This is a genomic window from Nocardiopsis oceanisediminis (assembly GCF_048595525.1).
In the GTDB taxonomy this organism is placed as follows: domain Bacteria; phylum Actinomycetota; class Actinomycetes; order Streptosporangiales; family Streptosporangiaceae; genus Nocardiopsis_A; species Nocardiopsis_A oceanisediminis.
In genome coordinates this window covers 6421916-6447595 of record NZ_JAFMZJ010000001.1, presented here as the reverse complement: position 1 = coordinate 6447595, position 25680 = coordinate 6421916, and the positions used below count along the sequence as shown (strand labels likewise).

20 protein-coding genes and 1 tRNA gene are annotated in these 25680 nt (G+C 70.5%); 19 read left to right on the top strand and 2 right to left on the bottom strand.

The genetic code is table 11. The annotated features are described in order from the left end of the window. Positions 1-279: 279 nt before the first annotated feature. Positions 280-858, top strand: coding sequence for a TMEM165/GDT1 family protein (locus J0910_RS28115; RefSeq protein WP_420162113.1), 579 nt, complete (start codon positions 280-282; stop codon positions 856-858). A 107-nt stretch (positions 859-965) separates the two neighbouring features. On the opposite strand, the gene J0910_RS28110 is transcribed toward J0910_RS28115, so the two are convergent. Together J0910_RS28110 and J0910_RS28105 are read right to left on the bottom strand one after the other, a co-directional pair. Next, complete coding sequence (locus J0910_RS28110; protein WP_420161526.1) at positions 966-2000, bottom strand: adenosine deaminase; 1035 nt, start codon at positions 1998-2000, stop codon at positions 966-968. Between the two features lie 86 nt (positions 2001-2086). Continuing rightward, entirely contained in the window at positions 2087-3295 is a 1209-nt protein-coding gene (locus J0910_RS28105; protein ID WP_420161525.1) for a pyridoxal phosphate-dependent aminotransferase, read from the bottom strand. A 199-nt stretch (positions 3296-3494) separates the two neighbouring features. Between J0910_RS28105 and J0910_RS28100 the strand changes: the two genes are divergently transcribed. From J0910_RS28100 to rplW, 18 genes are all read left to right on the top strand, one after another. Then, positions 3495-3567, top strand: a tRNA-Trp gene (locus J0910_RS28100). A gap of 145 nt (positions 3568-3712) precedes the next feature. Then, positions 3713-3985, top strand: a complete 273-nt coding sequence (secE, locus tag J0910_RS28095) for a preprotein translocase subunit SecE (protein WP_420161524.1) — start codon at positions 3713-3715, stop codon at positions 3983-3985. A 199-nt stretch (positions 3986-4184) separates the two neighbouring features. Next, positions 4185-4982: a transcription termination/antitermination protein NusG gene (gene nusG / locus J0910_RS28090; RefSeq protein ID WP_420161523.1), complete on the top strand. Its 798-nt coding sequence runs from the start codon at positions 4185-4187 to the stop codon at positions 4980-4982. Positions 4983-5237: 255 nt separating this feature from the next. Then, positions 5238-5666, top strand: coding sequence for a 50S ribosomal protein L11 (rplK, locus tag J0910_RS28085; protein WP_420161522.1), 429 nt, complete (start codon positions 5238-5240; stop codon positions 5664-5666). A gap of 76 nt (positions 5667-5742) precedes the next feature. Beyond that, a complete protein-coding gene (rplA, locus tag J0910_RS28080; protein ID WP_420161521.1) occupies positions 5743-6447 on the top strand; it encodes a 50S ribosomal protein L1 in 705 nt (234 codons plus the stop codon). A 391-nt stretch (positions 6448-6838) separates the two neighbouring features. After that, a complete protein-coding gene (gene rplJ, locus J0910_RS28075; protein WP_420161520.1) occupies positions 6839-7363 on the top strand; it encodes a 50S ribosomal protein L10 in 525 nt (174 codons plus the stop codon). Positions 7364-7462: 99 nt separating this feature from the next. Continuing rightward, positions 7463-7852: a 50S ribosomal protein L7/L12 gene (gene rplL / locus J0910_RS28070; RefSeq protein WP_420161519.1), complete on the top strand. Its 390-nt coding sequence runs from the start codon at positions 7463-7465 to the stop codon at positions 7850-7852. Positions 7853-8377: 525 nt separating this feature from the next. Then, positions 8378-11845: a DNA-directed RNA polymerase subunit beta gene (gene rpoB / locus J0910_RS28065; RefSeq protein ID WP_420161518.1), complete on the top strand. Its 3468-nt coding sequence runs from the start codon at positions 8378-8380 to the stop codon at positions 11843-11845. A 34-nt stretch (positions 11846-11879) separates the two neighbouring features. Next, positions 11880-15755 carry a DNA-directed RNA polymerase subunit beta' gene (locus tag J0910_RS28060; protein WP_420161517.1) on the top strand — a complete coding sequence of 1292 codons (3876 nt, stop codon included), beginning with the start codon at positions 11880-11882 and terminating at the stop codon, positions 15753-15755. A 415-nt stretch (positions 15756-16170) separates the two neighbouring features. Beyond that, a complete protein-coding gene (locus J0910_RS28055) occupies positions 16171-18651 on the top strand; it encodes a hypothetical protein (protein WP_420161516.1) in 2481 nt (826 codons plus the stop codon). A gap of 565 nt (positions 18652-19216) precedes the next feature. Next, complete coding sequence (gene rpsL, locus J0910_RS28050; RefSeq protein ID WP_017538026.1) at positions 19217-19588, top strand: 30S ribosomal protein S12; 372 nt, start codon at positions 19217-19219, stop codon at positions 19586-19588. Between the two features lie 2 nt (positions 19589-19590). Next, positions 19591-20061, top strand: coding sequence for a 30S ribosomal protein S7 (gene rpsG, locus J0910_RS28045; RefSeq protein WP_017593347.1), 471 nt, complete (start codon positions 19591-19593; stop codon positions 20059-20061). 46 nt (positions 20062-20107) lie between these two features. Beyond that, the gene (gene fusA, locus J0910_RS28040) at positions 20108-22222 is read left to right on the top strand and encodes an elongation factor G (RefSeq protein WP_420161515.1); all 2115 of its coding nucleotides are present in this window, start codon (positions 20108-20110) and stop codon (positions 22220-22222) included. A 54-nt stretch (positions 22223-22276) separates the two neighbouring features. Then, on the top strand, positions 22277-23470 hold the full coding sequence (gene tuf / locus J0910_RS28035; protein WP_420161514.1) for an elongation factor Tu: 1194 nt from the start codon (positions 22277-22279) through the stop codon (positions 23468-23470). Positions 23471-23688: 218 nt separating this feature from the next. After that, complete coding sequence (gene rpsJ, locus J0910_RS28030; RefSeq protein WP_013156110.1) at positions 23689-23997, top strand: 30S ribosomal protein S10; 309 nt, start codon at positions 23689-23691, stop codon at positions 23995-23997. 13 nt (positions 23998-24010) lie between these two features. Continuing rightward, on the top strand, positions 24011-24661 hold the full coding sequence (gene rplC, locus J0910_RS28025) for a 50S ribosomal protein L3 (RefSeq protein WP_420161513.1): 651 nt from the start codon (positions 24011-24013) through the stop codon (positions 24659-24661). 2 nt (positions 24662-24663) lie between these two features. Continuing rightward, positions 24664-25335, top strand: coding sequence for a 50S ribosomal protein L4 (gene rplD / locus J0910_RS28020; RefSeq protein ID WP_420161512.1), 672 nt, complete (start codon positions 24664-24666; stop codon positions 25333-25335). Then, positions 25332-25622, top strand: a complete 291-nt coding sequence (gene rplW / locus J0910_RS28015) for a 50S ribosomal protein L23 (protein ID WP_017593352.1) — start codon at positions 25332-25334, stop codon at positions 25620-25622. Before rplD ends, rplW begins: the two co-directional genes overlap by 4 nt. Positions 25623-25680: the final 58 nt, after the last annotated feature.

Sequence of the window (25680 nt, the reverse complement as noted above, 5' to 3'; positions counted from 1 at the left end):
CGCCGTATCCATGAATTGCATTCCGAAAAAACGCGCTGCTACCGTTTTCTCCGTCGAAGGGGAGTAGTCCCCAATCCCTGCGGTCGACACACCGGCCCCCGGCCCGGCCGCAGGAGCCCGGCGGGCCCTGCGCACGTCCCGGGCGGACGAGACCTTCGGCCCGGCAGGAGACGCCGGGCCGAAGCGCCGCGCCCGAAAAAGGCCCGCATCGGTTCCGGCGCCGCCCGCGGGGCGGACGGATCCGACGACGGCGAAGGGGCGGCAGGCGTGGAATTCCTCATGGCACTCGCGGCGGGGACCGGGGTGGTCTTCCTGGCCGAGATGGGCGACAAGACCCAGCTCGTCGCGATGTCACTGGCCACCCGGTACCGGGTGCGCACCGTCCTGCTCGGCATCACCCTGGCCACGGTCGCGGTGCACGGGCTGAGCGTGCTCATCGCCGAGGGGCTCGGCCTGGCGGTCCCCACCGACTGGGTGACCCTCATCGCCGGCCTGGCCTTCCTCTGCTTCGGCCTGTGGACGCTCCGCGGCGACGAGCTGACCGACAAGGACGAGGAGCGCACGGCCTCGCGCAGGATCCGCTCCGGGCTGCTCACCGTGGCCACCGTCTTCTTCGTCGCCGAGCTCGGCGACAAGACCATGCTGGCCACCATCACCGTCGGCACCCAGTACCACTGGCTGCCGATCTGGATCGGCTCCACGGTGGGCATGGTCGCCGCCGACGCACTGGCCATCTGGCTCGGCTCGCTGCTCGGCAAGCGGCTCCCGGAGCGGGCGGTGCAGCTCGGCGCGGCGGTGCTGTTCTTCCTGGCCGGCACCGTGATGACCTTCCAGGGGCTGCTGGCGGTGGCCGGCTAGGCGGGGCGCCCTGCCTTCCCCCGATGATCTTGACGTTGCGGGGGTGTCAGAGCGCTCTGACACCCCCGCAACGTCAAGATCATCGCCTGGGGCGGGCCCGGCCGGGCTCAGCCGGCCCGCTGCACCGGCTCGGCGGCCAGCCAGTCGTCCACCCCGGCCAGCAGCTCCTTGCGGAGCCACTCCGGGGCGCCGGAGCCGCGGATCGACATCCGGGCCAGCTCGGCCAGCTCCGGATCGGTGAAGCCGAACACGGTCCGGGCGATCTCGTACTGCTCGGCCAGCCGCGGCCCGAACAGCAGCGGGTCGTCGGCGCCGAGCGCGATCGGGGCGCCGCCGTCGAAGAGCCGGCGCAGCGGCACCTGCTCTATGCGGCCGGCCACGCCCAGGCTCACGTTGGACGACGGGCAGACCTCCAGGGTGACGCCCTGGGTGGCGATCCGCTCCACCAGGTAGGGGTCGTCCACCGCGCGGACGCCGTGCCCGACCCGGTCGGCGCCCAGCTCGTCCAGGCACTCCCGGACGCTGCGCGCCCCGGCCAGCTCGCCGCCGTGCGGGGCGGAGAGCAGCCCGGCCCGCCCGGCGATCCGGAACGCCCCCTCGAAGTCCAGCGCCCGCCCGCGCCGCTCGTCGTTGTTGAGCCCGAAGGAGACCACGCCCCGCCCGGCGTACTGCTTGGCCAGCCGGGCCAGCGCCTTGGCGTCCAGCGGGTGCCGGGTGCGGTTGGCCGCCACCATGATCCCGATCCGGACCCCGGTCTCGGCCTCGGCGGCGCGCGCCGCGTCCAGCACCAGCTCAAGGGTGGCGGTGAGCCCGTCGAACCGGGAGGCGTAGCCGCTCGGGTCGACCTGGATCTCCAGCCAGCCGGACCCGGCGGCGCGCTCGTCCTCGGCCGCCTCGCGCAGCAGCCGGTACATGTCCTCGGGGCGCTGCAGCACCGAGCGGGCGATGTCGTAGAGCCGCTGGAACCGGAACCAGCCCCGCTCGTCGGCGGCGCTGAGCCGGGGCGGCCAGTCGTCCACCAGGGCTTGCGGCAGGTGGACTCCGCGCTCCTCGGCGAGCTCCACCAGGGTGGTGTGCCGCATGGAACCGGTGAAGTGCAGGTGCAGATGGGCCTTGGGCAGCCGGTCGATGGGGCGTTCCATGACCCAATGGTGCCGTATGCGGCGCGGGCCCGGTCCCCGAAGCCGGAGACCGGGCCCGCGCGGGCCGCGCGGTGCGCGGCGGTGCCTCAGGAGGCCTCGCCCAGCAGCTTCTGGATCCGGCCCACGCCCTCGGCCAGGTCGGCGTCGCCCAGCGCGTAGGAGAGCCGCAGGTAGCCGGGGGTGCCGAAGGCCTCGCCCGGGACCACCGCGACCTCGGCCTGCTCCAGGATCAGCTCGGCCAGCTCGGTGGAGCTCTGCGGGCGGCGGCCGCGGATCTCCTTGCCCAGCACGCCCTTGACCGAGGGGTAGGCGTAGAACGCGCCCTGCGGCTCGGGGCAGACCACGCCCGGGACGTCATTGAGCATCCGCACGATGGTGCGGCGGCGCCGGTCGAAGGCGGTGCGCATCTCGGCCACCGCGGACAGGTCGCCGGAGACGGCTGCCAGCGCGGCGGCCTGGGAGACGTTGGCGACGTTGGAGGTGGCGTGCGACTGCAGGTTGCCCGCGGCCTTGACCACGTCCTTGGGGCCGATCACCCAGCCCACCCGCCAGCCGGTCATCGCGTAGGTCTTGGCCACGCCGTTCACCACCACGGTGCGCTCGGCCAGCTCGGGCACCTCGACCGGCAGCGAGCTGAACCGGGCGTCGCCGTAGACCAGGTGCTCGTAGATCTCGTCGGTGAGCACCCACAGCCCGGCCTCCGCGGCCCAGCGGCCGATCTCGCGGACCTGCTCGGGGGTGTAGACGGCGCCGGTCGGGTTGGACGGCGAGACGAAGAGCAGCACCTTGGTGCGCTCGGTGCGGGCCGCCTCCAGCTGCTCGACCGTGGCCAGGTAGCCGGTGGACTCGTCGGTCACCACGTACCGCGGCACGCCGCCGGCCAGCTTGATCGACTCGGGGTAGGTGGTCCAGTAGGGGGCGATCACGATGACCTCGTCCCCCGGGTCCAGCATGGTGGCGAAGGCCTCGTAGATGGCCTGCTTGCCGCCGTTGGTGACGAGGATCTGGGACGGCTCGACCCGGTAGCCGGAGTCGCGCAGCGTCTTGGCGGCCAGCGCCTCCTTGAGCTCGGGCAGGCCGCCCGCCGGGGTGTAGCGGTGGAAGCGCGGCTCGCGGCAGGCCTTGATCGCGGCCTCGACGATGTAGTCCGGGGTCGGGAAGTCCGGCTCGCCGGCGCCGAAGCCGATGACGGGGCGCCCTTCCGCCTTCATCGCCTTGGCCTTGGCGTCCACGGCCAGCGTCGCCGACTCGGAGATGCCGCCGATGCGTTCGGAGATACGGGGTCGCTCACTCATGGGCCCATCGTTTCACGGGGCGCACCGGACCGCCCCGGAAGGGGGCGAACGGCACCCCGGCCCGGTTTTCCGGTTGGCCCCCGGAGCCGATAGGGCATAGACTCGCCCTCGATCCGGAGCCGGATCCTCCGCAGTGCGCCGCCGGTGGCGCGAGCACGGCGGAATCCGGCTATGGTGGGTACGCAAGCGGTACCCGCGAAGGGCAGTGGCTCAATTGGTAGAGCACCGGTCTCCAAAACCGGCGGTTGGGGGTTCGAGTCCCTCCTGCCCTGCAAGGAACGTGACAGACGCGCACCGCTCCCGGCGGCGGTCGGCCGGGGGTCCGGCGGCGAAAGGCCGGCGCCGTTCGCCGAGCGGAACCGGCGCCGGGCGGTGCGGCCCGGCCGTCCCTGCCAGCCACGACCTTAAGGACCACAGGTGACGCAGACTGACGCCGACGCCAAGCCCGAGAAGGGCCCGCAGCGTCGTACCGGTCCGGTGACCTTCACCAAGCAGGTCGTCGGGGAGCTCCGCAAGGTCCGCTGGCCCACCCGGCGCGAGCTGCTCACCTACACCGTGGTCGTCATCGTCTTCGTGGTGATCATGGTCGGCTACGTCACGCTGCTCGACTTCGGCTTCGGTGAGGCCGTCACCTGGCTCTACAGCACCCTCGGCGGCGGTAGCGGCGCCGGCGCGGCCCCGCCCTTCTGACCTCCCGCGGAGCCTCCGCTCCGCCGAACGGCCCGAGCGCCCCGCCCCGATCTTCCCCTCCGCCGGTCCGGCCTGGTCCCATCGTGCCCGCTGAGAACGTAAGCTGGCACGACCGGCACCGGTGCCCTCGGCCGCCCGCGGCCGCGCCGGTCCGCAGGGAGAAACACCTACGGTGCAACCGTCGAGAGAAAGAGCTGCCGTGTCCGAGTCCCCACTGACCTCTGACGACCTCCCCACCGAGGACCTGGGTCAGGCGTCAGAGGAAGAGGCCGGCCAGCGCGCCGAGGAGGAGCAGGCCGCCACCGCCGAGGCGGAGCAGGGCGCCGGCGACGGCGCCGAGGACGCCCCGGAGGAGGAGGGCGCCGAGGAGGCGCAGGCCGAAGAGCCCGCGGCCCCCGCGCTCGACCCGGTCGAGGAGTTCAAGATCGAGCTCCGCCTGCTGCCCGGCGACTGGTACGTCGTGCACACCTACGCCGGCTACGAGAACCGGGTCAAGGCCAACGTCGAGAGCCGCACCCAGTCGCTCAACATGGAGGACTACATCTTCCAGGTCGAGGTGCCCACCCAGGAGGTCACCGAGGTCAAGGGCGGCAAGCGGCAGCAGGTCACCGAGAAGGTCCTGCCCAGCTACGTCCTGGTGCGCATGGAGCTCACCGACGAGTCCTGGTCGGCGATCCGGAACACCCCGGGCGTCACCGGCTTCGTCGGGCTCTCCAACCGGCCCGCCCCGCTGAGCATCCAGGAGGTCGCCGACCTGCTGGCGCCCGCCCCGGAGAAGGAGCCGGAGCAGGCCAGGACCGGGGAGAAGACCGAGGTCCGCAGCGACGTGGCCTACGAGGTCGGCGAGTCGGTCACCGTCATGGAGGGGCCGTTCGCGACCCTGCCCGCGACGGTCAGCGAGATCAACCCCGACACCCAGAAGCTCAAGGTGCTGGTCTCCATCTTCGGCCGGGAGACCCCGGTCGAGCTGGGGTTCAACCAGGTCTCCAAGATCTGAGCCCAGGCCCGAGCGCTTCGCTGAGCACGTAGACTTGGTGGGTCCGCCTTCGGGCGGGCCCACCCGCGCCCTGCCCGCCGGCCCAGCCCGCGGACGGGCGCCCCGGTCCGCACCGGTCCCTGCGGTCCGGCGCCCCGAACCGGGGCGGCCGGCTCCGAACCAGCCCCGCCCAGGGCGCGCCCGCGTGGTGCCGCACGCGCGGCGTCTCAGGAGCCCGGGACCAACGACCAACGCAGATCAGGCAAAGGACCCGATATGCCTCCGAAGAAGAAGATCGCGGCGCTCGTCAAGGTTCAGCTGCCCGCCGGCCAGGCCACCCCGGCCCCGCCGGTCGGTACCGCGCTGGGTCCGCACGGCGTCAACATCATGGACTTCTGCAAGCAGTACAACGCTGCCACGGAAGCCCAGCGCGGGAGCGTCATCCCCGTAGAGATCACCATCTACGAGGACCGCTCCTTCACCTTCATCACCAAGACGCCGCCGGCGCCGAAGCTGATCCTCAAGGCCGCCGGCGTGGACAAGGGCGCCACCGACCCGGGCCGCAGCACCGCCGCCTCGATCACCAGCGACCAGGTTCGCGAGATCGCGCAGACCAAGCTGCCCGACCTCAACACCAACGACCTGGACGCCGCCGAGAAGATCGTGGCCGGCACCGCCCGCTCCATGGGCATCGAGGTCAAGTAGCGCCCAGGCGCCCCCCGGACGACCGTGGCAGGGCCCTGCGCCGGCCCGAGCACCACAATCTCGTGAGGAGATCCACGTGAAGCGCAGCAAGAACCACCGCAAGGCCAGCGAGCTGGTCGACCGCGAGCGGCTGTACAGCCCGCTCGAGGCCGTCAAGCTCGCCAAGGAGACCTCCAAGGTCAAGTTCGACCCGACCGTCGAGGTCGCCCTGCGCCTGGGCGTCGACCCGCGCAAGGCCGACCAGATGGTCCGCGGCACCGTCAACCTCCCGCACGGCACCGGCAAGACCGCTCGGGTCCTGGTCTTCGCCACCGGTGAGAAGGCCGAGGCGGCGCGTGCCGCAGGCGCCGACTTCGTCGGCGACGACGACCTGGTCGAGGAGATCCAGAAGGGCTTCCTGGACTTCGACGCGGTCGTGGCCACCCCCGACCTGATGGGCAAGGTCGGCCGGCTGGGCCGGGTGCTGGGCCCCCGCGGCCTGATGCCGAACCCGAAGACCGGGACCGTCACCCCGGACGTCGCCAAGGCGGTCTCCGACATCAAGGGCGGCAAGATCGAGTTCCGCGTCGACCGCCACGGCAACCTGCACTTCATCGTCGGCAAGCTCTCCTTCACCGAGGAGCAGCTGGTGGAGAACTACGCCGCCGCGCTGGACGAGGTGCTGCGCCTCAAGCCGTCCGCCGCCAAGGGCCGGTACGTCAAGAAGGCGACGCTGACCACCACGATGGGCCCGGGCATCCCGGTCGACCCGAGCGCCGCGCGCTCCGGCGCCGCCGCCTGACCCGCCGTCCCAGCACGGCCTCGGCGCCCCGGACCCCCGGTCCGGGGCGCCCCGCTTTCCCCGGGCCCCGAGGGGCCCGGCCGCCGGTGGCGGGGAGCGGTGCCGAGGGTCACGCCGGGGGCCGGCCGAATCCGTTCGACCCGGTCCGGGCGATGCCGTAGGATGGGGGACTGCCGAAGACCGCCGGTCGCCACCCTTCGGGTGGCCCAAGGTCCCATGTACATGGGCGGCCAGCGCAGGTGTGACGAGAACTCTTTCGAGGCGGGGTGCCCTTCCGGTGCCCGCGGCCCGACAAGTCCCGTGCGCCCGCGCCGGGGCTTTTTTCATTCCCTGCCGCTCCGTCCATGGCGACCCTTGGCATCCACCGGCGTTCACTGTTGGAAGGAGTCCCATGGCGAGGCCGGATAAGGCAGCCGCGGTCGCCGAGCTCAAGGAGGAATTCCAGGGCTCGCAGGGCGCCGTGCTGACCGAATACCGGGGGCTCAGTGTCGCCCAGCTCGGTGAGCTGCGCAACAGCCTCGGCCAGAACGCGCGTTTCCGCGTCGTGAAGAACACCCTCGGCAAGATCGCGGCCCAGGAGGCCGACCTTGACGAGAAGGTCCTCGACCTCTTCGAGGGCCCCTCGGCCGTCGCCTTCGTCCGCGGGGACGTCGTCGAGGCCGCGAAGGGGCTTCGTGACTTCGCGAAGGCGAATTCGCCGCTGGTGATCAAGGGCGGCGTCATCGACGGCAAGGCGATGACCCCGGACGAGATCATCAAGCTGGCCGACCTTGAGTCCCGCGAGGTTCTCCTCGCGAAGATGGCCGGCGTCCTCAAGGCCAAGCAGGGCCAGGCCGCCGCCACGTTCCAGGCTCTCCCGACCAAGCTCGCGCGGCTCGCCCAGGCGCTGCACGAGAAGAAGTCGGACGAGGCCTAAAAAGACCACGATCCTTGCCGGCGCGGGCGCGCCGGACCACGCAAGGCTCGGCACGGCGCCGCGCGGCGCGCGTGATCGCACAGAAAGAGAGAACGCACCATGGCGAAGCTCAGCACCGAAGAGCTCCTCGGCGCCTTCGAGGAGATGACCCTGCTCGAGCTCTCCGAGTTCGTCAAGCTGTTCGAGGAGAAGTTCGACGTCGAGGCCGCGGCTCCGGCCGCCGTCGTCGCCGCTGCTCCGGGTGCCGCCGGCGGTGCCGCCGCGGCCGAGGAGGAGCAGAGCGAGTTCGACGTCATCCTCGAGGGTGCCGGCGACAAGAAGATCCAGGTCATCAAGGAGGTCCGCAGCCTCACCAGCCTGGGCCTCAAGGAGGCCAAGGACCTCGTCGACAACGCCCCGAAGCCGCTGATGGAGGGCGTCAACAAGGAGACCGCCGACAAGGCCAAGGCCGCCCTGGAGGGCGCCGGCGCCACGGTGACCCTGAAGTAGCACCGGTTCTCCGGTCGCAGACGGCGGCGGCCGCCCCGCTCGGGGCGGCCGCCGCTCGTCGTCGTTCGTCCGCCGCTGCATCCCCCGCCGCCGCACCCCCCGCCTCTGGCGCCCGCCCTGCCGGGAGACTCCGCCGGAACGGAGGAGTCTTCCCCGCTGTAGGGTCGCTCACACCCCGCACGTCCTGTGGGACCTCTCACGGGTCCGGAAAGGGCCCCCGGAAGCCCGCTGGGCTTGACGGATCCGCCCGTTGGGGCGATGCTGCGTGGTGTCGTGATCGGCTCCGGGGGATGCGGTTGGACAGCGGTGTAGTATTCGGCTACACTGCCCTTTTGCGCTGCCCTTTGACGATCCCTGTTCCGGTGTCCGTGCGTTCCGTGCCCCGACCCCACCTGGTCGCGGCCCTCATACCAGCACGTACCCCACGTCGGGAAGGCCTCCGAGCCCGGTGGCCCTCCAATGGACATCTCGGGTCGTCCGGCGTGCGCGCGCATCAACCGCCACAAGCCTTCGGAAGGACCCCTGTTGGCAGCCTCGCGCAACGCCTCCGCTAACGCCCTTGGTCCGAACCGCGTTACTTTCGCTCGCATTCAGGAACCACTCGAGGTCCCCGACCTTCTCGCCCTGCAGACAGAGTCCTTCGACTGGCTCCTCGGCAACGAGAAGTGGCGCGCCCGAGTCGAGGCGGCCTTCGCGGCCGGCCGCAAGGACGTCCCGGAGCAGTCCGGTCTCGAAGAGATCTTCGAGGAGATCAGTCCCATCGAGGACTTCTCGGGCACGATGTCGCTGTCGTTCCGCGACCATCGGTTCGAGCCGCCCAAGTACTCCGAAGAGGAGTGCAAGGACAAGGACATGACGTACTCCGCGCCGATGTTCGTGACCGCGGAGTTCATCAACAACGACACCGGTGAGATCAAGAGCCAGACGGTGTTCATGGGTGACTTCCCGCTCATGACCGCCAAGGGCACGTTCATCATCAACGGCACCGAGCGTGTCGTCGTGTCGCAGCTGGTCCGCTCCCCGGGCGTCTACTTCGACCGGCAGGTCGACAAGAGCTCCGACAAGGACCTGTACGGGTGCAAGGTCATCCCGTCGCGGGGCGCCTGGCTGGAGTTCGAGGTCGACAAGCGCGACTTCGTCGGCGTCCGCATCGACCGCAAGCGCAAGCAGGGCGTCACCGTCCTGCTCAAGGCGCTGGGCTGGACCACCGACCAGATCCTGGAGCGGTTCGGCCACTACGAGTCCATCCGCAACACGCTGGAGAAGGACCCGACCGCCGGCACCGACGACGCGCTGCTGGACATCTACCGCAAGCTGCGCCCGGGGGAGCCGCCGACCAAGGAGTCGGCGCAGGCGCTGCTGGAGAACCTCTACTTCAACCCGAAGCGCTACGACCTGGCCAAGGTCGGCCGGTACAAGATCAACAAGAAGCTGGGCCTGGAGGCCCCCTTCACCCAGGGCACGCTGACCGAAGAGGACATCGTCTCCACCATCGACTACCTGGTCCGGCTGCACGCCGGCGAGGAGTCGATGGAGACCGCGATCGGCGAGCGGCCGGTCGAGACCGATGACATCGACCACTTCGGCAACCGGCGGCTGCGCACCGTGGGCGAGCTGATCCAGAACCAGGTCCGGCTGGGCCTGGCCCGGATGGAGCGGGTCGTCCGCGAGCGGATGACCACCCAGGACGTCGAGGCCATCACGCCGCAGACGCTGATCAACATCCGGCCGGTCGTCGCCTCCATCAAGGAGTTCTTCGGCACCAGCCAGCTGTCCCAGTTCATGGACCAGACCAACCCGCTGGCCGGGCTGACCCACAAGCGGCGCCTGTCCGCGCTGGGCCCGGGCGGTCTGTCCCGTGAGCGCGCCGGCTTCGAGGTCCGCGACGTGCACCCGTCGCACTACGGCCGGATGTGCCCGATCGAGACCCCTGAGGGTCCCAACATCGGTCTGATCGGCTCGCTCGCCGGGTACGGCCGGGTCAACTCCTTCGGCTTCGTCGAGACGCCGTACCGCAAGGTCGTCGAGGGGCGCGTCACCGACCAGGTCGAGTACCTGACCGCCGACGAGGAGGACCGCTTCGTCATCGCCCAGGCCAACACCCCGGTCGAGGCGGACGGGACCTTCTCCGAGAGCCGGGTGCTGGTCCGGATGAAGGGCGGCGAGTTCGAGGCCGTCGACGCCTCCGGCGTCGACTACATGGACGTGTCCCCGCGCCAGATGGTGTCGGTGGCCACCGCCATGATCCCGTTCCTCGAGCACGACGACGCCAACCGCGCGCTGATGGGCTCCAACATGCAGCGCCAGGCGGTGCCGCTGCTCCGCGCCGAGGCGCCGATCGTGGGCACCGGCATGGAGTACCGCGCCGCCACCGACGCCGGCGACGTGGTGCTGGCCGACGCGGCCGGCGTGGTCGAGGACGTCACCGCGGACTACGTCACGGTCCTCGCCGACGAGGGCACCCGGAAGACCTACCGGCTGGGCAAGTTCCGCCGAAGCAACCAGGGCACCTGCTTCAACCAGCGCCCGGTGGTGGCCGAGGGGCAGCGCGTGGAGGCCGGCTCGGTGCTGGCCGACGGACCCTCCACCGACCAGGGCGAGATGTCGCTGGGCAAGAACCTGCTCGTGGCGTACATGTCCTGGGAGGGCCACAACTACGAGGACGCCATCGTGCTGTCCCAGCGGCTGGTCCAGGACGACGTGCTCTCCTCGATCCACATCGAGGAGCACGAGGTCGACGCGCGCGACACCAAGCTCGGCCCGGAGGAGATCACCCGCGAGATCCCCAACGTCAGCGAGGAGGTCCTCGCCGACCTGGACGACCGCGGCATCATCCGGATCGGTGCGGAGGTCGTCGACGGCGACATCCTGGTCGGCAAGGTGACCCCCAAGGGCGAGACCGAGCTGACCCCCGAGGAGCGGCTGCTCCGCGCGATCTTCGGTGAGAAGGCGCGCGAGGTCCGCGACACCTCGCTGAAGGTGCCGCACGGCGAGTCCGGCAAGGTCATCGGCGTCCGCGTGTTCAGCCGCGAGGACGGCGACGAGCTCCCGCCCGGCGTCAACGAGCTGGTCCGGGTCTACGTCGCGCAGAAGCGGAAGATCACCGACGGCGACAAGCTGGCCGGCCGGCACGGGAACAAGGGCGTCATCGCCAAGATCCTGCCGCAGGAGGACATGCCGTTCATGGAGGACGGCACCCCGGTCGACATCGTGCTCAACCCGCTGGGCGTGCCCGGCCGGATGAACGTCGGCCAGATCATGGAGATCCACCTCGGCTGGATGGCGGCCAACGGCTGGCAGGTCGACGGCGGACCGGAGGAGTGGAAGCAGCGCCTCCGCGACATCGGAGCGGACTCCGTGGAGGGCGGCGCCAAGGTCGCCACCCCGGTCTTCGACGGCCTGCGCGAGGACGAGATCAGCGGCCTGCTGGGCTCCATCCGGCCCAACGCCGACGGCCAGGTGCTGATCAACTCCGAGGGCAAGGCGCGGCTGTTCGACGGCCGCACCGGCGAGCCGTTCGACGAGCCGATCGCGGTGGGCTACACCTACTTCCTCAAGCTGCACCACCTGGTGGACGACAAGATCCACGCCCGCTCCACCGGCCCCTACTCGATGATCACCCAGCAGCCGCTGGGCGGTAAGGCGCAGTTCGGCGGCCAGCGGTTCGGGGAGATGGAGGTCTGGGCCCTGGAGGCCTACGGGGCCGCCTACGCCCTGCAGGAGCTGCTCACCATCAAGTCCGACGACGTCCTGGGCCGGGTCAAGGTCTACGAGGCCATCGTCAAGGGCGAGAACATCCCGGAGCCCGGCATCCCCGAGTCGTTCAAGGTGCTCATCAAGGAGATGCAGTCGCTCTGTCTGAACGTGGAGGTGCTGTCGAGTGACGGTATGTCCATCGAAATGCGGGACACCGACGAAGACGTCTTCCGTGCCGCGGAAGAACTGGGAATCGACCTGGGTCGGCGCGAGCCGAGCAGCGTCGAAGAGGTCTGACTTCCGCAAGCTTCGAGAGCAGGGGACGAATTAAGTGCTCGACGTCAATTTCTTCGACGAGCTGCGCATCGGCCTGGCCACGGCCGACGACATCCGCCAGTGGTCGCACGGCGAGGTCAAGAAGCCGGAGACCATCAACTACCGCACCCTGAAGCCGGAGAAGGACGGCCTCTTCTGCGAGAAGATCTTCGGTCCCACCCGGGACTGGGAGTGCTACTGCGGCAAGTACAAGCGCGTCCGCTTCAAGGGCATCATCTGTGAGCGCTGCGGCGTCGAGGTGACCCGCGCCAAGGTGCGCCGCGAGCGGATGGGCCACATCGAGCTGGCCGCCCCGGTCACCCACATCTGGTACTTCAAGGGCGTGCCCAGCCGGCTCGGCTACCTGCTGGACCTGGCCCCCAAGGACCTCGAGAAGATCATCTACTTCGCGGCCTACATGGTCACCTGGGTGGACACCGAGGCCCGCGAGCGGGACCAGGCCTCCCTGGAGGCGCACGTCTCCGTGGAGCGCCAGCACCTGGAGCAGCGCCGGGACTCCCAGCTGGAGGAGCGGCACAAGAGGCTCGAGGCCGACCTGGCCGAGCTGGAGGAGCAGGGCGCCAAGGGCGACGCGCGGCGCAAGGTCCGCGAGTCGGCCGAGCGCGAGATGCGCCAGCTCCGCGACCGGGCCCAGCGCGAGATCGACCGCCTCGAAGAGGTCTGGAACCGGTTCAAGAACCTCAAGGTCCAGGACCTCGAGGGCGACGAGATGCTCTACCGCGAGATGCGGGACCGCTTCGGGAAGTACTTCCGCGGCGGCATGGGCGCCCAGGCCATCCAGGAGCGGCTGGCCAACTTCGACCTGGACGCGGAGGCGGAGAAGCTCCGCGAGACCATCCGCAGCGGCAAGGGCCAGAAGAAGGCCCGCGCCCTCAAGCGGCTCAAGGTCGTCTCGGCGTTCCTGAACACGCGGAACAGCCCGATGGGCATGGTCCTGGACTGCGTCCCGGTCATCCCGCCGGACCTGCGTCCGATGGTGCAGCTGGACGGCGGCCGCTTCGCGACCTCCGACCTGAACGACCTGTACCGCCGGGTCATCAACCGGAACAACCGGCTCAAGCGCCTGCTCGACCTGGGCGCGCCCGAGATCATCGTCAACAACGAGAAGCGGATGCTGCAGGAGGCCGTCGACGCGCTGTTCGACAACGGCCGCCGCGGCCGCCCGGTCACCGGGCCGGGCAACCGTCCGCTGAAGTCGCTGTCCGACATGCTCAAGGGCAAGCAGGGCCGGTTCCGGCAGAACCTGCTGGGCAAGCGCGTCGACTACTCCGGCCGCTCGGTCATCGTCGTCGGCCCCACCCTCAAGCTGCACCAGTGCGGCCTGCCCAAGCAGATGGCCCTGGAGCTGTTCAAGCCGTTCGTGATGAAGCGCCTGGTCGACCTGAACCACGCGCAGAACATCAAGAGCGCCAAGCGGATGGTCGAGCGGTCCCGCCCGGTCGTCTGGGACGTCCTGGAAGAGGTCATCACCGAGCACCCGGTGCTGCTCAACCGCGCCCCGACCCTGCACCGCCTGGGCATCCAGGCCTTCGAGCCGCAGCTGGTCGAGGGCAAGGCGATCCAGATCCACCCGCTGGTCTGCACCGCGTTCAACGCCGACTTCGACGGCGACCAGATGGCCGTGCACCTGCCGCTGTCCGCCGAGGCCCAGGCCGAGGCGCGGCTGCTGATGCTGGCCACCAACAACATCCTCAAGCCGTCCGACGGCAAGCCGGTCACCATGCCCACCCAGGACATGATCATCGGCCTGTACTACCTGACCACCCTCAAGGAGGGCGGAAAGGGCGAGGGGCACGCCTACCGCGACGTCGCCGAGGCGATCATGGCCTACGACAGCGGCGAGCTGGACCTGCAGGCCACCATCCGGCTGCGGGTCGCCGGCGACACCGTCCCGCCGCGGGACTGGGTGGAGCCGGAGGGCCACACCCCGGGCGAGCCGTACGTGCTGGAGACCACGCTGGGGCGGTACCTCTTCAACGAGACCACCCCGACGGACTACCCGTTCGTCAACTACCAGGTCGGCAAGAAGCAGGTCTCGGCCCTGGTCAACGAGCTGGCGGAGAACTACCCGAAGGTCCAGGTCGCGACCACGCTGGACGCGCTCAAGGACGCCGGGTACAAGTGGGCCACCCGCTCGGGCCTGACCATCGGCATCGGCGACGTGCTCACCCCGCCCCGCAAGGGCGAGATCCTGGAGGCCTACGAGAAGCAGGCCGACAAGATCCAGCGGCAGTACGACCGCGGCCTGGTCACCGACGAGGAGCGCCGCGGCGAGCTCACCGAGATCTGGACCAAGGCCACCAACGAGGTCGCCCGGGAGATGGAGGAGAACTTCCCGGCCGACAACCCGGTGTGGATGATGGTCCAGTCCGGTGCCCGAGGCAACCCGATGCAGGTCCGGCAGATCGCCGGTATCCGCGGCCTGGTCTCCAACACCAAGGGCGAGACCATCCCGCGGCCGATCAAGGCCTCCTACCGCGAGGGCCTGTCGGTGCTGGAGTACTTCATCTCCACCCACGGCCAGCGGAAGGGCCTGGCGGACACCGCGCTGCGGACCGCCGACTCCGGTTACCTCACCCGGCGCCTGGTCGACGTCGCCCAGGACGTCATCGTCCGCGAGGTGGACTGCGGCACCGACCGGTCGCTCTGGCACGAGATCGGCGAGAAGAACGCCGCCGGCACCGTGGTGCGCAAGCACAACGTGGAGAACACCGGTTTCGGCCGCACCATCGCCGAGGACGTCGCGGTGGACGGGGAGGTCCTCTTCCCGGCCGGCACCGACACCTCCGAGGGCGTCATCGACAAGCTGGTCGAGGCCGGCGTCGAGCGGGTCCGGATCCGCTCCTCGCTCACCTGCGAGGCCAAGATCGGCGTCTGCACCACCTGCTACGGCCGGTCCATGGCGACCGGCAAGCCGGTCGACGTCGGCGAGGCCATCGGCATCATCGCCGCGCAGTCGATCGGTGAGCCGGGCACCCAGCTGACCATGCGGACCTTCCACATGGGCGGTTCGGCGGGCCAGGACATCACCCACGGTCTGCCGCGTGTCACCGAGCTCTTCGAGGCCCGGATCCCCAAGGGCGTGGCGCCCATCGCCGAGCTCGACGGCCGGATCCGGCTCGAGGAGACGGAGAAGAGCCGGAAGATCATCCTGATCCCGAACGACGGCTCCGACGAGATCGCCTACCCGGTTCCGATGCGCGCCCGGCTCCTGGTGGAGGAGGGCTCCTCGGTCACCGTCGGCCAGCAGCTGATCGACGGTGCGATCAACCCGCACGAGGTGCTCCGCATCCAGGGTCCGCGCGCCGTCCAGCAGCACCTGGTCAACGAGGTGCAGGAGGTCTACAAGTCGCAGGGCGTCTCGATCCACGACAAGCACATCGAGATCATCGTGCGGCAGATGCTCAAGCGGGTGAACATCCTGGAGTCCGGCGACACCGACCTGCTGCCGGGCGAGATGGTGGAGCGGCCCAAGTTCGAGTCCACCAACCGCCAGGTGGTGGCCGAAGGCGGCCAGCCGGCCGCCGGCCGGCCGGTCCTGCTGGGCATCACCAAGGCGTCGCTGGCCACGGAGTCGTGGCTGTCGGCGGCCTCCTTCCAGGAGACCACCCGGGTGCTCACCGAGAACGCCATCCACGGCAAGAGCGACCCGCTGCTGGGCCTCAAGGAGAACGTCATCATCGGTAAGCTCATCCCGGCCGGTACCGGCATGCCGCAGTACCGCAACGTCCGGGTCGAGCCGACCGAGGAGGCCAAGGCCTCCATGTACTCCGTCTCGGGTTACGAGGAGCCGAGCGAGTACACGTTCGGCCAGGGCTCGGGCGAGGCGGTTCCGCTGGAGGAGTACGACTTCGGTCCCTACAACAGGTAGGGCCCGAGGACGATCGGTGCGATCGGTTGACTGATCCGGTGACGGCGGCGGTCCGCCCCTGCGGGGGCGGGCTGCCGCCGTTCGCTTTGACCGGATCGGCGGAACCGGACCGGTCAGGGGAAACGAGCGCTCAGGCGCGGTCTGGAGAGCGAAAGCAGTGACGGAAAACGGGGGAGACCGGTACGGAAGGCCGGGGAGCGAGCCCGGGCCCGCCTCTGGGGCGGGCTCGTGGTTCCGGCCCAGCGGCGACCGGTACCGCACGCAGTCGGAGTACCAGGACCCGTACGAGGGCGAGGAGGAGGCCGGGGACGGAGCGCCGCCCGGCGGCGAAGCGCCGCGTCCGGCCGAGCCCGGCGCCGGTCCGGCATACCCGAACACCGGGGGCTACCCCGGGATGGGCGGCGAGCGCCCCCCGATGGCCGAGCCCTACCCCTCCGCCCTGGGCGACCTCGGCGGTCCCGCGGCGCCGCAGCCCGGTCCCGGCCCGGCGCCGCAGCCCGGCGCCGCGCAGCCGAGCGGGCCGCAGCCGCCGCTGAGCCGCCCCTACGCCCCCGAGCCGGTGGACATCCCGGGCCGCCCGCCGGCCGCCGAGCCGCCGTCCCCGCCGGACGGCAGCCCCTACCGGTTCGGCGGCACCGGGACCCCGCAGAGCGGCCTGCAGAGCCAGGAGCCCGCCCCCGGCGCCGGCCGCGACCCCTTCGGCGCGCCCGGAACCGACCCGTCGGCCGCCCGCCCCGCAGGCGGTCCGCCCCCCTCCGCGCCCCCCGCCGACCCCGGATCCTTCGAGGCGCAGCCCGCCCCGCCCCCGGCCGCCCCCGGCGGCCAGGGCCCTTCCGACTCCGTCTCCGGGGCGTGGCCGTCGTTCGGTCCGTCCTCCGGTTCGGCGGGCGGTACGGACCCGTTCGGCTCGGACCCGCTGGGCGGGCGCCCGGACGAGGACCCGCTGGGCCCCGCCGCCGGCCGCCCCGGACCCGACCCGCTGGGCCAGGAGCCGGCGTTCGGCCGCCCCGGACCCGACCCGCTCTCCGCGGAGCGGCCCGTGCCCGACGCCGGACCGGCCCCCGGCGGCCAGGGCCCCTCGGACTCCGTCTCCGGGGCGTGGCCGTCGTTCGGTCCGTCCTCCGGTTCGGCGGGCGGTACGGACCCGTTCGGCTCGGACCCGCTGGGCGGCGGCCGTCCGGACGCCGGCCCGGATCCGCTGGGCGGGCGTCCCGGCGCGGATCCGCTGGGGCCGCTCGGCGGCGGTGCCGACGCCGACCCGCTGGGCGGGCGCTCGGACGAGGACCCGCTGGGCCCCGCCGGCGGGCGCCCCGACACCGGCCCGCAGGGGGCGCCGGCCGGCCGGCCCGCCCCGGACCCGCTGGGCGGGCGCCCCGGCGCGGATCCGCTGGGGCCGCTCGGCGGCCGTGCCGACGCCGACCCGCTGGGCGGGCGCTCCGACGCGGACCCGCTCGGCCCGTCCGCCCGCTCCGAGCCGGAGCGGCCGGCCGGCGGACCGTTCCAGGACTTCCCCCCGCCCTCCGGAGAACCCGCCGGGACCGGGGCCTGGCCGTCCCTCGGGGACGAGCGGCCGGCTCCGCCCGCGCCGGAGGCCCCGGCCTCGGGCGACGGCGGCCTGGGCACCGGCAGCGGGAACACCTGGGCGTTCAGCCGGGACGACCCGGCGCTGCCGGACAGCGTCCGGGAGGCCGCGCAGCGCGCCGACGAGCGCCGCAAGGCCGCCGCGGCCGAGTCCACCGCGATGTTCAGCCCGGTCACCGAGGACGGCCCGGCCGATCCGGCCGGTACCGGGGCCTGGCCCTCGCTGGGGGAGGAGCCGCCGGCTCCGCCTGCGCCGGAGGCTCCTGCCCCCGGTGACGGCGGCCTGGGCGGCGGCAGTGGCAACACCTGGGCGTTCAGCCGGGACGATCCGGCGCTGCCGGACAGCGTCCGGGAGGCCGCGCAGCGCGCCGACGAGCGCCGCAAGGCCGCCGCGGCCGAGGAGGACCCGCTCGGGCCGCTCGGCGCGATCGCCGCGCAGCAGGCCTCCGGGCAGGACCGCTTCCCGGCCGAGCCCCCGGAGGCCGGCCCGGCGCCGGGCGCCTGGGGGTCGGAGGCCGCCCAGGGCCCCTCCTACGAGGGGACCCAGGCCATGCCGGCGCTGCAGGACGTCCCGATCGGCGGCACGGCGCCGCCGGACGGGGGCGAGGACGACCGGTACGGGGACCGCTACGACGGCGGGTACGACGAGTACTACGGCGGCGGCCACCGGGACGGCGACCACGATGAGCGCTACGACCGGAGGCCCGACCAGGCCTACGGCGGCCCCGGGGACGGCTCCCCCTACGGCGGGCCCTACGAGGAGCACCGGCCGGACGACCGGTACGGCGACCTCCAGGGGCCCGGCGGGCCGGAGGAGTGGGACGACCGGGACGCCGGCCGCCGCGGTCCGGCCGGACCCTACGGCGCCGAGGACTCCTACGGCGGGGACCCCTACGGGGAGCCCTACGGCGAGGACGGCTACGACCCGGCCGGTCCGGGCGGCCCCGGCGAGCCCCGCGGCCGCCGGGCGCGCCGGGACCCGGTCCAGGAGGACTTCCCCGGCTTCGACGACCGCCCGCCCGGCGCCGTGGCGGGGGACGCCTACCCCGGCTACGACAACATCGACGACTGGCCGGAGAACGAGCCGGGCGCGGTGCGCGCGCTGTGGTTCGGCGTCATCGCGCTGGTCCCGGTGGTCGGCCTGGTCACCGCGGTCCTCGCGCTGGTCACCGCGCCCGGGGCGATCCGCGCCATCCGCGACTCCGAGGGGGAGCTGGAGGGCGAGGGCCTGGCCCGGACCGGGACGGTGCTGGCCTGGGCCGGCATCGGGCTGTTCGTGGTGGAGGCGGTGCTGGCCGTGCTCTTCCTCATCTGAGGCGCCGCCCGCTCCGGCGGCGCCCGGGGCGCCGCGGCCGGAGTGTCCTTGGACACGCTTTCCGGCCGCGCCGCCCCCGGAAGCGGCGCCCGTTCGCGGACCATCCGGCCGCGGGCGGGCGCCGTCGGCGTTTCCCGGGCGGAACGGGCGGTCCGCCGTGCTCCGGGGGCTCGAATATTCAACGCGAGCACTGCTCAGAGGTCGTACACTGGTAGAGGCCTACGGCAGCATCAAGGCGCGAAGCGGCGGTACCGAGGGCGTCGGTTTCCGTTTTGACCGGGCAGGACCCCTTCGGTACCCTTGAACTTCGTGCCCGTGAGCCAACGGGTCACACGTGCGCGCCCAATTCGCAATCCGGGGATCCCCCGCCTCGCGGATCCGGCGCCGCGTGACACCTCCTCCCAGGACGACCGGCCGTCAGGTCGGCGCATTCGATTGTCGGCCATCTCTCGGGATAGAGCGCGACACGCCCGGATGCGGGGGTCGGGGGGAACGGGAAATCCAGCAGGTCGATAGCGACAACGGCTACAGAACCGGCGTAGGTCACGAGGAAGACGGAGACGCGGTGCCCACCATCCAGCAGCTGGTCCGCAAGGGCCGACAGGACAAGGTCGCAAAGAACAAGACCCCGGCGCTGAAGGGGAGTCCGCAGCGTCGTGGTGTGTGCACGCGTGTCTACACCACTACGCCGAAGAAGCCGAACTCCGCGCTGCGCAAGGTCGCCCGTGTGAAGCTGAGCAGCGGGATCGAGGTCACGGCCTACATTCCCGGCATCGGCCACAACCTGCAGGAGCACTCCATCGTGCTCGTGCGCGGCGGCCGTGTGAAGGACCTGCCGGGTGTCCGCTACCGGATCGTCCGCGGTTCACTCGACACCCAGGGCGTCCGTAACCGCAAGCAGGCGCGCAGCCGTTACGGCGCTAAGAAGGAGAAGTAAGCATGCCGCGCAAGGGGCCGGCGCCGAAGCGCCAGCTGATCACCGACCCGGTCTACGGATCGCCGCTCGTCACCGCACTCATCAACAAGGTGCTGCTGGACGGCAAGCGCTCGATCGCGCAGAACATCGTGTACGGCGCGCTGGAGGGCGCCCGGGAGAAGACCGGGCAGGACCCGCTCGTCGTGCTCAAGCGCGCGCTCGACAACGTCAAGCCCTCCCTGGAGGTGCGCAGCCGCCGCGTCGGTGGCGCCACCTACCAGGTCCCGGTCGAGGTCCGCGCCTCCCGGAGCACCACCCTCGCGCTGCGCTGGCTGGTCGGCTACTCGCGGCAGCGCCGTGAGAAGACCATGACCGAGCGGCTCCTCAACGAGCTGGTCGACGCGAGCAACGGGCTCGGCGCCAGCGTCAAGCGCCGCGAGGACACGCACAAGATGGCGGAGTCCAACAAGGCCTTCGCCCACTACCGCTGGTAACCCCCGCGGGCGAATCGATACCTGAGACCGAGAGAAGACGAGCCACATGGCTACCACTGCTCTTGACCTTGCCAAGGTCCGCAACATCGGGATCATGGCTCATATCGACGCGGGCAAGACCACGACGACTGAGCGGATCCTCTTCTACACCGGTGTGACCCACAAGGTGGGCGAGGTCCACGACGGCGCCGCCACGATGGACTGGATGAAGGAGGAGCAGGAGAGGGGTATCACCATCACCTCTGCTGCCACCACCACCCACTGGGGCGACACCACCATCAACATCATCGACACGCCCGGCCACGTCGACTTCACGGTCGAGGTCGAGCGGTCGCTGCGCGTGCTGGACGGCGCGGTGGCGGTGTTCGACGCCAAGGAGGGCGTCGAGCCGCAGTCGGAGCAGGTGTGGCGCCAGGCCGACCGGTACAACGTGCCGCGGATCTGCTTCGTCAACAAGATGGACAAGGTCGGCGCCGAGTTCCAGCGCTGCGTCGACATGTTCACCGAGCGCCTTGGCGCCAACCCGATGCCGATCCAGCTGCCGATCGGTGCCGAGGGCGACTTCAAGGGCGTCATCGACCTGGTCCGGATGAAGGCCTACGTCTGGACCGAAGACGCCAAGATGGGCGAGGCCTACGAGACCATCGACATCCCGGACACCCACGTCGACGCCGCTCGCGAGGCCCGGGACAAGATGATCGAGACGCTGGCCGAGGCCGACGACGAGATCATGGAGCTCTACCTGGAGGGCGACGAGCCCTCCGAGGAGCAGATCGTCCCGGCCATCCGCCGCGCCTGCATCGCCGGCACCGCGATCCCGGTCGTGTGCGGCACCGCGTTCAAGAACAAGGGCGTGCAGCCCCTGCTCGACGCGATCGTCGCCTACCTCCCGTCCCCGACCGACGTCGAGGCCGTCGAGGGCCACGACCCCAAGGACGAGACCGAGGAGACCAAGCTGGAGCGCAAGCCCAGCGAGGAGGAGCCGCTCTCGGCCCTGGTCTTCAAGATCATGAGCGACCCGCACCTGGGCAAGCTGACCTACGTGCGCGTCTACTCCGGTGTCCTGGAGGCCGGCACCCAGGTGCTGAACAGCCTCAAGGGCCGCAAGGAGCGCATCGGCAAGATCTACCGGATGCACTCCAACAAGCGGGAGGAGATCCAGCGCGTGGGCGCCGGCGACATCGTCGCCGTCATGGGTCTCAAGGACACCACCACGGGCGAGACCCTGTGCGACCCCGCGTCGCCGATCGTCCTGGAGTCCATGACCTTCCCGGCCCCGGTCATCGAGGTCGCCATCGAGCCGAAGACCAAGAGCGACCAGGAGAAGCTCTCCATCGCGATCCAGCGGCTCGCCGACGAGGACCCCTCCTTCCAGGTGTCCTCCTCGGAGGAGACCGGCCAGACCGTGATCTCCGGCATGGGCGAGCTGCACCTCGAGGTCCTCGTCAACCGCATGCGGGACGAGTTCCGGGTCGAGGCGAACATCGGCAAGCCCCAGGTGGCCTACCGCGAGACCATTCGCAAGAAGGTCGAGAAGGTCGAGTACACCCACAAGAAGCAGACCGGTGGCTCGGGCCAGTTCGGCCGCGTCATCATCGACCTTGAGCCGCTCGCGGCCGAGGAAGACGGCGACAGCGCCGGTTACGAGTTCGTCAACAACATCAGCGGCGGCCGCATCCCGCGGGAGTACATCCCGTCCGTGGACGCCGGCTGCCAGGAGGCCGCCGAGTTCGGTGTCCTCGCCGGGTACCCGATCGTCGGGGTCAAGGTGACCCTGCAGGACGGCGCCTACCACGACGTGGACTCCTCCGAGCTGGCCTTCAAGGTCGCAGGCTCCATGGCCTTCAAGGACGCCGCTCGCAAGGCGAAGCCGGTCATCCTCGAGCCGGTCATGGCGGTCGAGGTCACGACGCCCGAGGAGTACATGGGCGACGTGATCGGCGACCTGAACAGCCGGCGCGGTCAGGTCCAGTCGATGGACGAGCGCTCCGGTGTCCGGGTCGTCAAGGCCCTGGTGCCCCTGTCGGAGATGTTCGGCTACGTGGGGGACCTGCGGAGCCGTACGCAGGGCCGGGCCAACTACACCATGGTCTTCGACTCCTACGCGGAGGTTCCCTCCAGCGTCCAGGAGGAGATCGTGGCGAAGGTCCGCGGCGAATAAACCGCGAACGCGTAACCAGTCAGCTAGAAACTCTGTACGTCTAGGAGAGATCCAGTGGCTAAGGCCAAGTTCGAGCGGACCAAGCCGCACGTCAACATCGGCACCATCGGGCACATCGACCACGGCAAGACCACTCTTACCGCCGCGATCACCAAGGTGCTGCACGACGCGTACCCGGAGCTGAACCCGTTCACCCCGTTCGAGGACATCGACAACGCTCCTGAGGAGCGCGAGCGCGGTATCACCATCTCCGTCGCCCACGTCGAGTACCAGACCGAGGCCCGGCACTACGCCCACGTCGACTGCCCCGGCCACGCCGACTACGTCAAGAACATGATCACCGGTGCCGCCCAGATGGACGGCGCGATCCTGGTGGTCGCCGCCACCGACGGCCCGATGCCGCAGACCAAGGAGCACGTGCTCCTGGCCCGCCAGGTCGGCGTGCCCTACATCGTCGTCGCGCTGAACAAGGCCGACATGGTCGACGACGAGGAGATCTTCGAGCTGGTCGAGCTCGAGATCCGCGAGCTGCTCAACGAGTACGAGTTCCCCGGCGACGACGTTCCGGTCGTCAAGGTCTCCGCTCTGAAGGCGCTCGAGGGCGACTCCGAGTGGGGCAACTCCGTCCTCGAGCTGATGAAGGCCGTGGACGAGAACATCCCCGAGCCGCAGCGCGACACCGACAAGCCGTTCCTGATGCCGATCGAGGACGTCTTCTCGATCACCGGCCGCGGCACCGTGGTGACCGGCCGCATCGAGCGGGGTGTCGTCAACGTCAACGAGACCGTTGACATCGTCGGCATCAAGGAGGAGAAGCAGACCACCACCGTCACCGGTGTGGAGATGTTCCGCAAGCTCCTCGACCAGGGCCAGGCGGGCGACAACGTCGGCCTGCTGCTCCGCGGCATCAAGCGCGAGGACGTCGAGCGCGGCCAGGTCGTGATCAAGCCGGGCACCACGACCCCGCACACGGAGTTCGAGGGCCAGGTCGTCATCCTCTCCAAGGACGAGGGCGGCCGCCACACCCCGTTCTTCAACAACTACCGCCCGCAGTTCTACTTCCGGACCACCGACGTCACCGGCGTCGTGACCCTCCCCGAGGGCACCGAGATGGTCATGCCCGGCGACAACACCGGGATGACCGTCCAGCTGATCCAGCCGGTCGCGATGGAGGAGGGCCTGAAGTTCGCCATCCGCGAGGGTGGCCGGACTGTCGGCGCCGGTCGCGTCACCAAGATCATCAAGTAGCACGACCGTATGTGGCGGTCGGGCCGCCTGGCCGGCCCGGCCGCCACACCATGAACGACGTCATCGGGCTCTGTAGCGGTGATGCACCTCAGGGGAAAGCCCTGCAGCGGTTTCTCAGGTGAATAGAGCCTCACAGGGCGCCCCTGATGGGGGTATACGGGACCGGGCAGCCGGGACCAGCCTCTACGGACACTGAAGCGAAGGACGAAAAGGCCACCATGGCGGGACAGAAGATCCGCATTCGGCTCAAGGCCTATGACCACGAGGTCATCGACAGCTCGGCTCGCAAGATCGTCGAGACCGTGACGCGGACCGGCGCGCAGGTCGCTGGCCCGGTGCCGTTGCCGACGGAAAAGAACGTGTACTGCGTCATCCGCTCTCCGCACAAGTACAAGGACTCGCGGGAGCACTTCGAGATGCGCACGCACAAGCGGCTGATCGACATCATCGACCCGACGCCGAAGACCGTCGATTCGCTCATGCGGCTCGACCTCCCGGCCGGCGTCGACATCGAGATCAAGCTTTAAGGGACGCACAGACATGGCCACCAAGCAGATCAAGGGAGTCCTGGGCGAGAAGCTCGGCATGACCCAGGTCTTCGACGAATCGGGCAAGATCGTGCCCGTGACGGTCCTGAAGGCCGGTCCGTGCGTCGTGACGCGCGTCCGGACCCCGGAGACCGACGGCTACACCGCCGTCCAGCTCGGCTACGGGCAGATCAACCCGCGCAAGGTCAACAAGCCGCTCGGCGACTACCTGCGCAAGCACGAGCTGACCCCGCGCCGGCACTACGTCGAGGTGCGGACCTCCGACGCCACCGAGTACACCCTCGGCCAGGAGCTCACCGCGGACGTGTTCGAGGCCGGCCAGCTGGTCGACGTCACGGGCAAGACCAAGGGCAAGGGCTTCGCCGGTGTCATGAAGCGGCACGGCTTCGCCGGTATGAAGGCCTCGCACGGTGCGCACAAGGTGCACCGCAAGCCCGGTGCGATCGGCGGCTGCGCCACGCCCGGCCGCGTGTTCAAGGGCATGCGGATGGCCGGCCGTATGGGCAACGCCCGCAAGACCGTGCAGAACCTCAAGGTGCACGGGGTCGACGCGGAGAAGGGCCTCATCCTGGTGAAGGGCGCGGTGCCCGGCCCCAACGGCGGGCTGGTGCTCGTCCGCACCGCCGTGAAGGGGGAGAACTGACAATGGCGACCATCGAGGTCAAGGGACCCGAGGGCGCGGCCGGCCGGAGCGTTGAGCTCCCGGAGGCGATCTTCGACCAGCAGGCGAACATCCCGCTGATGCACCAGGTCGTCATCGCCCAGCAGGCCGCGGGCCGCCAGGGTACGCACGCCACCAAGACCCGCGGCGAGGTCCGCGGCGGCGGCAAGAAGCCGTACCGGCAGAAGGGCACCGGCCGGGCCCGCCAGGGCTCGATCCGCGCTCCGCAGTTCAAGGGCGGCGGCACGGTGCACGGCCCGCAGCCGCGGGACTACTCCCAGCGGACCCCGAAGAAGATGAAGGCCGCCGCGCTCCGCGGCGCCCTGTCGGACCGGGCCCGCCACGGCCGGGTGCACGTCCTCTCCGGGTTCGTCGGGGACGACGTCACCAGCAAGCGGACCCAGACCGCGCTGAAGGCCCTGCGCCAGGTCACCGACTCCGACAAGGTGCTGGTGGTCCTGGACCGCAACGACGAGACCAACCGCCTCGCGCTGCGCAACCTCGGCGAGGTGCACATCCTCGACGCGGACCAGGTGAACACCTACGACGTCCTCTACGCCGACGACGTGGTCTTCACCGAGCGCGGCTACGAGGAGTTCCTGGCGCACGCTTCGGGTGCCTCGCAGGCCGCGAAGCCGGAGGAGGACGAGCAGTGAGGATCCCCGACCCTCGGGACATCATCATCGAACCGGTGATCTCCGAGAAGAGCTACGGGCTGCAGGACCAGAACCAGTACACCTTCCTCGTCCGCCCCGACGCCAACAAGACGCAGATCAAGATCGCGGTGGAGAAGATCTTCGAGGTGAAGGTCGACTCCGTGAACACGGTCAACCGCAAGGGCAAGCGGAAGCGGACCCGCTTCGGTTACGGGAAGCGCCCGGACACCAAGCGCGCCATCATCACGGTGGCCGACGGCGACCGGATCGACATCTTCGGCGTCTGATCCGGGCGTCGCGGCGTCCGACCGCTTCGACCAGCAACACATGTAAAGGAATGCACGA

Coding starts and splice junctions, on each gene's coding strand:
- J0910_RS28115 (WP_420162113.1), top strand. CDS start 280: ATGGCACTCGCGGCGGGGACCGGGGTGGTCTTCCTGGCCGAGATGGGC.
- J0910_RS28110 (WP_420161526.1), bottom strand. CDS start 2,000: ATGGAACGCCCCATCGACCGGCTGCCCAAGGCCCATCTGCACCTGCAC.
- J0910_RS28105 (WP_420161525.1), bottom strand. CDS start 3,295: ATGAGTGAGCGACCCCGTATCTCCGAACGCATCGGCGGCATCTCCGAG.
- rplK (WP_420161522.1), top strand. CDS start 5,238: ATGCCTCCGAAGAAGAAGATCGCGGCGCTCGTCAAGGTTCAGCTGCCC.
- rplJ (WP_420161520.1), top strand. CDS start 6,839: ATGGCGAGGCCGGATAAGGCAGCCGCGGTCGCCGAGCTCAAGGAGGAA.
- rplL (WP_420161519.1), top strand. CDS start 7,463: ATGGCGAAGCTCAGCACCGAAGAGCTCCTCGGCGCCTTCGAGGAGATG.
- J0910_RS28055 (WP_420161516.1), top strand. CDS start 16,171: ATGGCCGAGCCCTACCCCTCCGCCCTGGGCGACCTCGGCGGTCCCGCG.
- rpsG (WP_017593347.1), top strand. CDS start 19,591: ATGCCGCGCAAGGGGCCGGCGCCGAAGCGCCAGCTGATCACCGACCCG.
- fusA (WP_420161515.1), top strand. CDS start 20,108: ATGGCTACCACTGCTCTTGACCTTGCCAAGGTCCGCAACATCGGGATC.
- rpsJ (WP_013156110.1), top strand. CDS start 23,689: ATGGCGGGACAGAAGATCCGCATTCGGCTCAAGGCCTATGACCACGAG.
- rplC (WP_420161513.1), top strand. CDS start 24,011: ATGGCCACCAAGCAGATCAAGGGAGTCCTGGGCGAGAAGCTCGGCATG.
- rplD (WP_420161512.1), top strand. CDS start 24,664: ATGGCGACCATCGAGGTCAAGGGACCCGAGGGCGCGGCCGGCCGGAGC.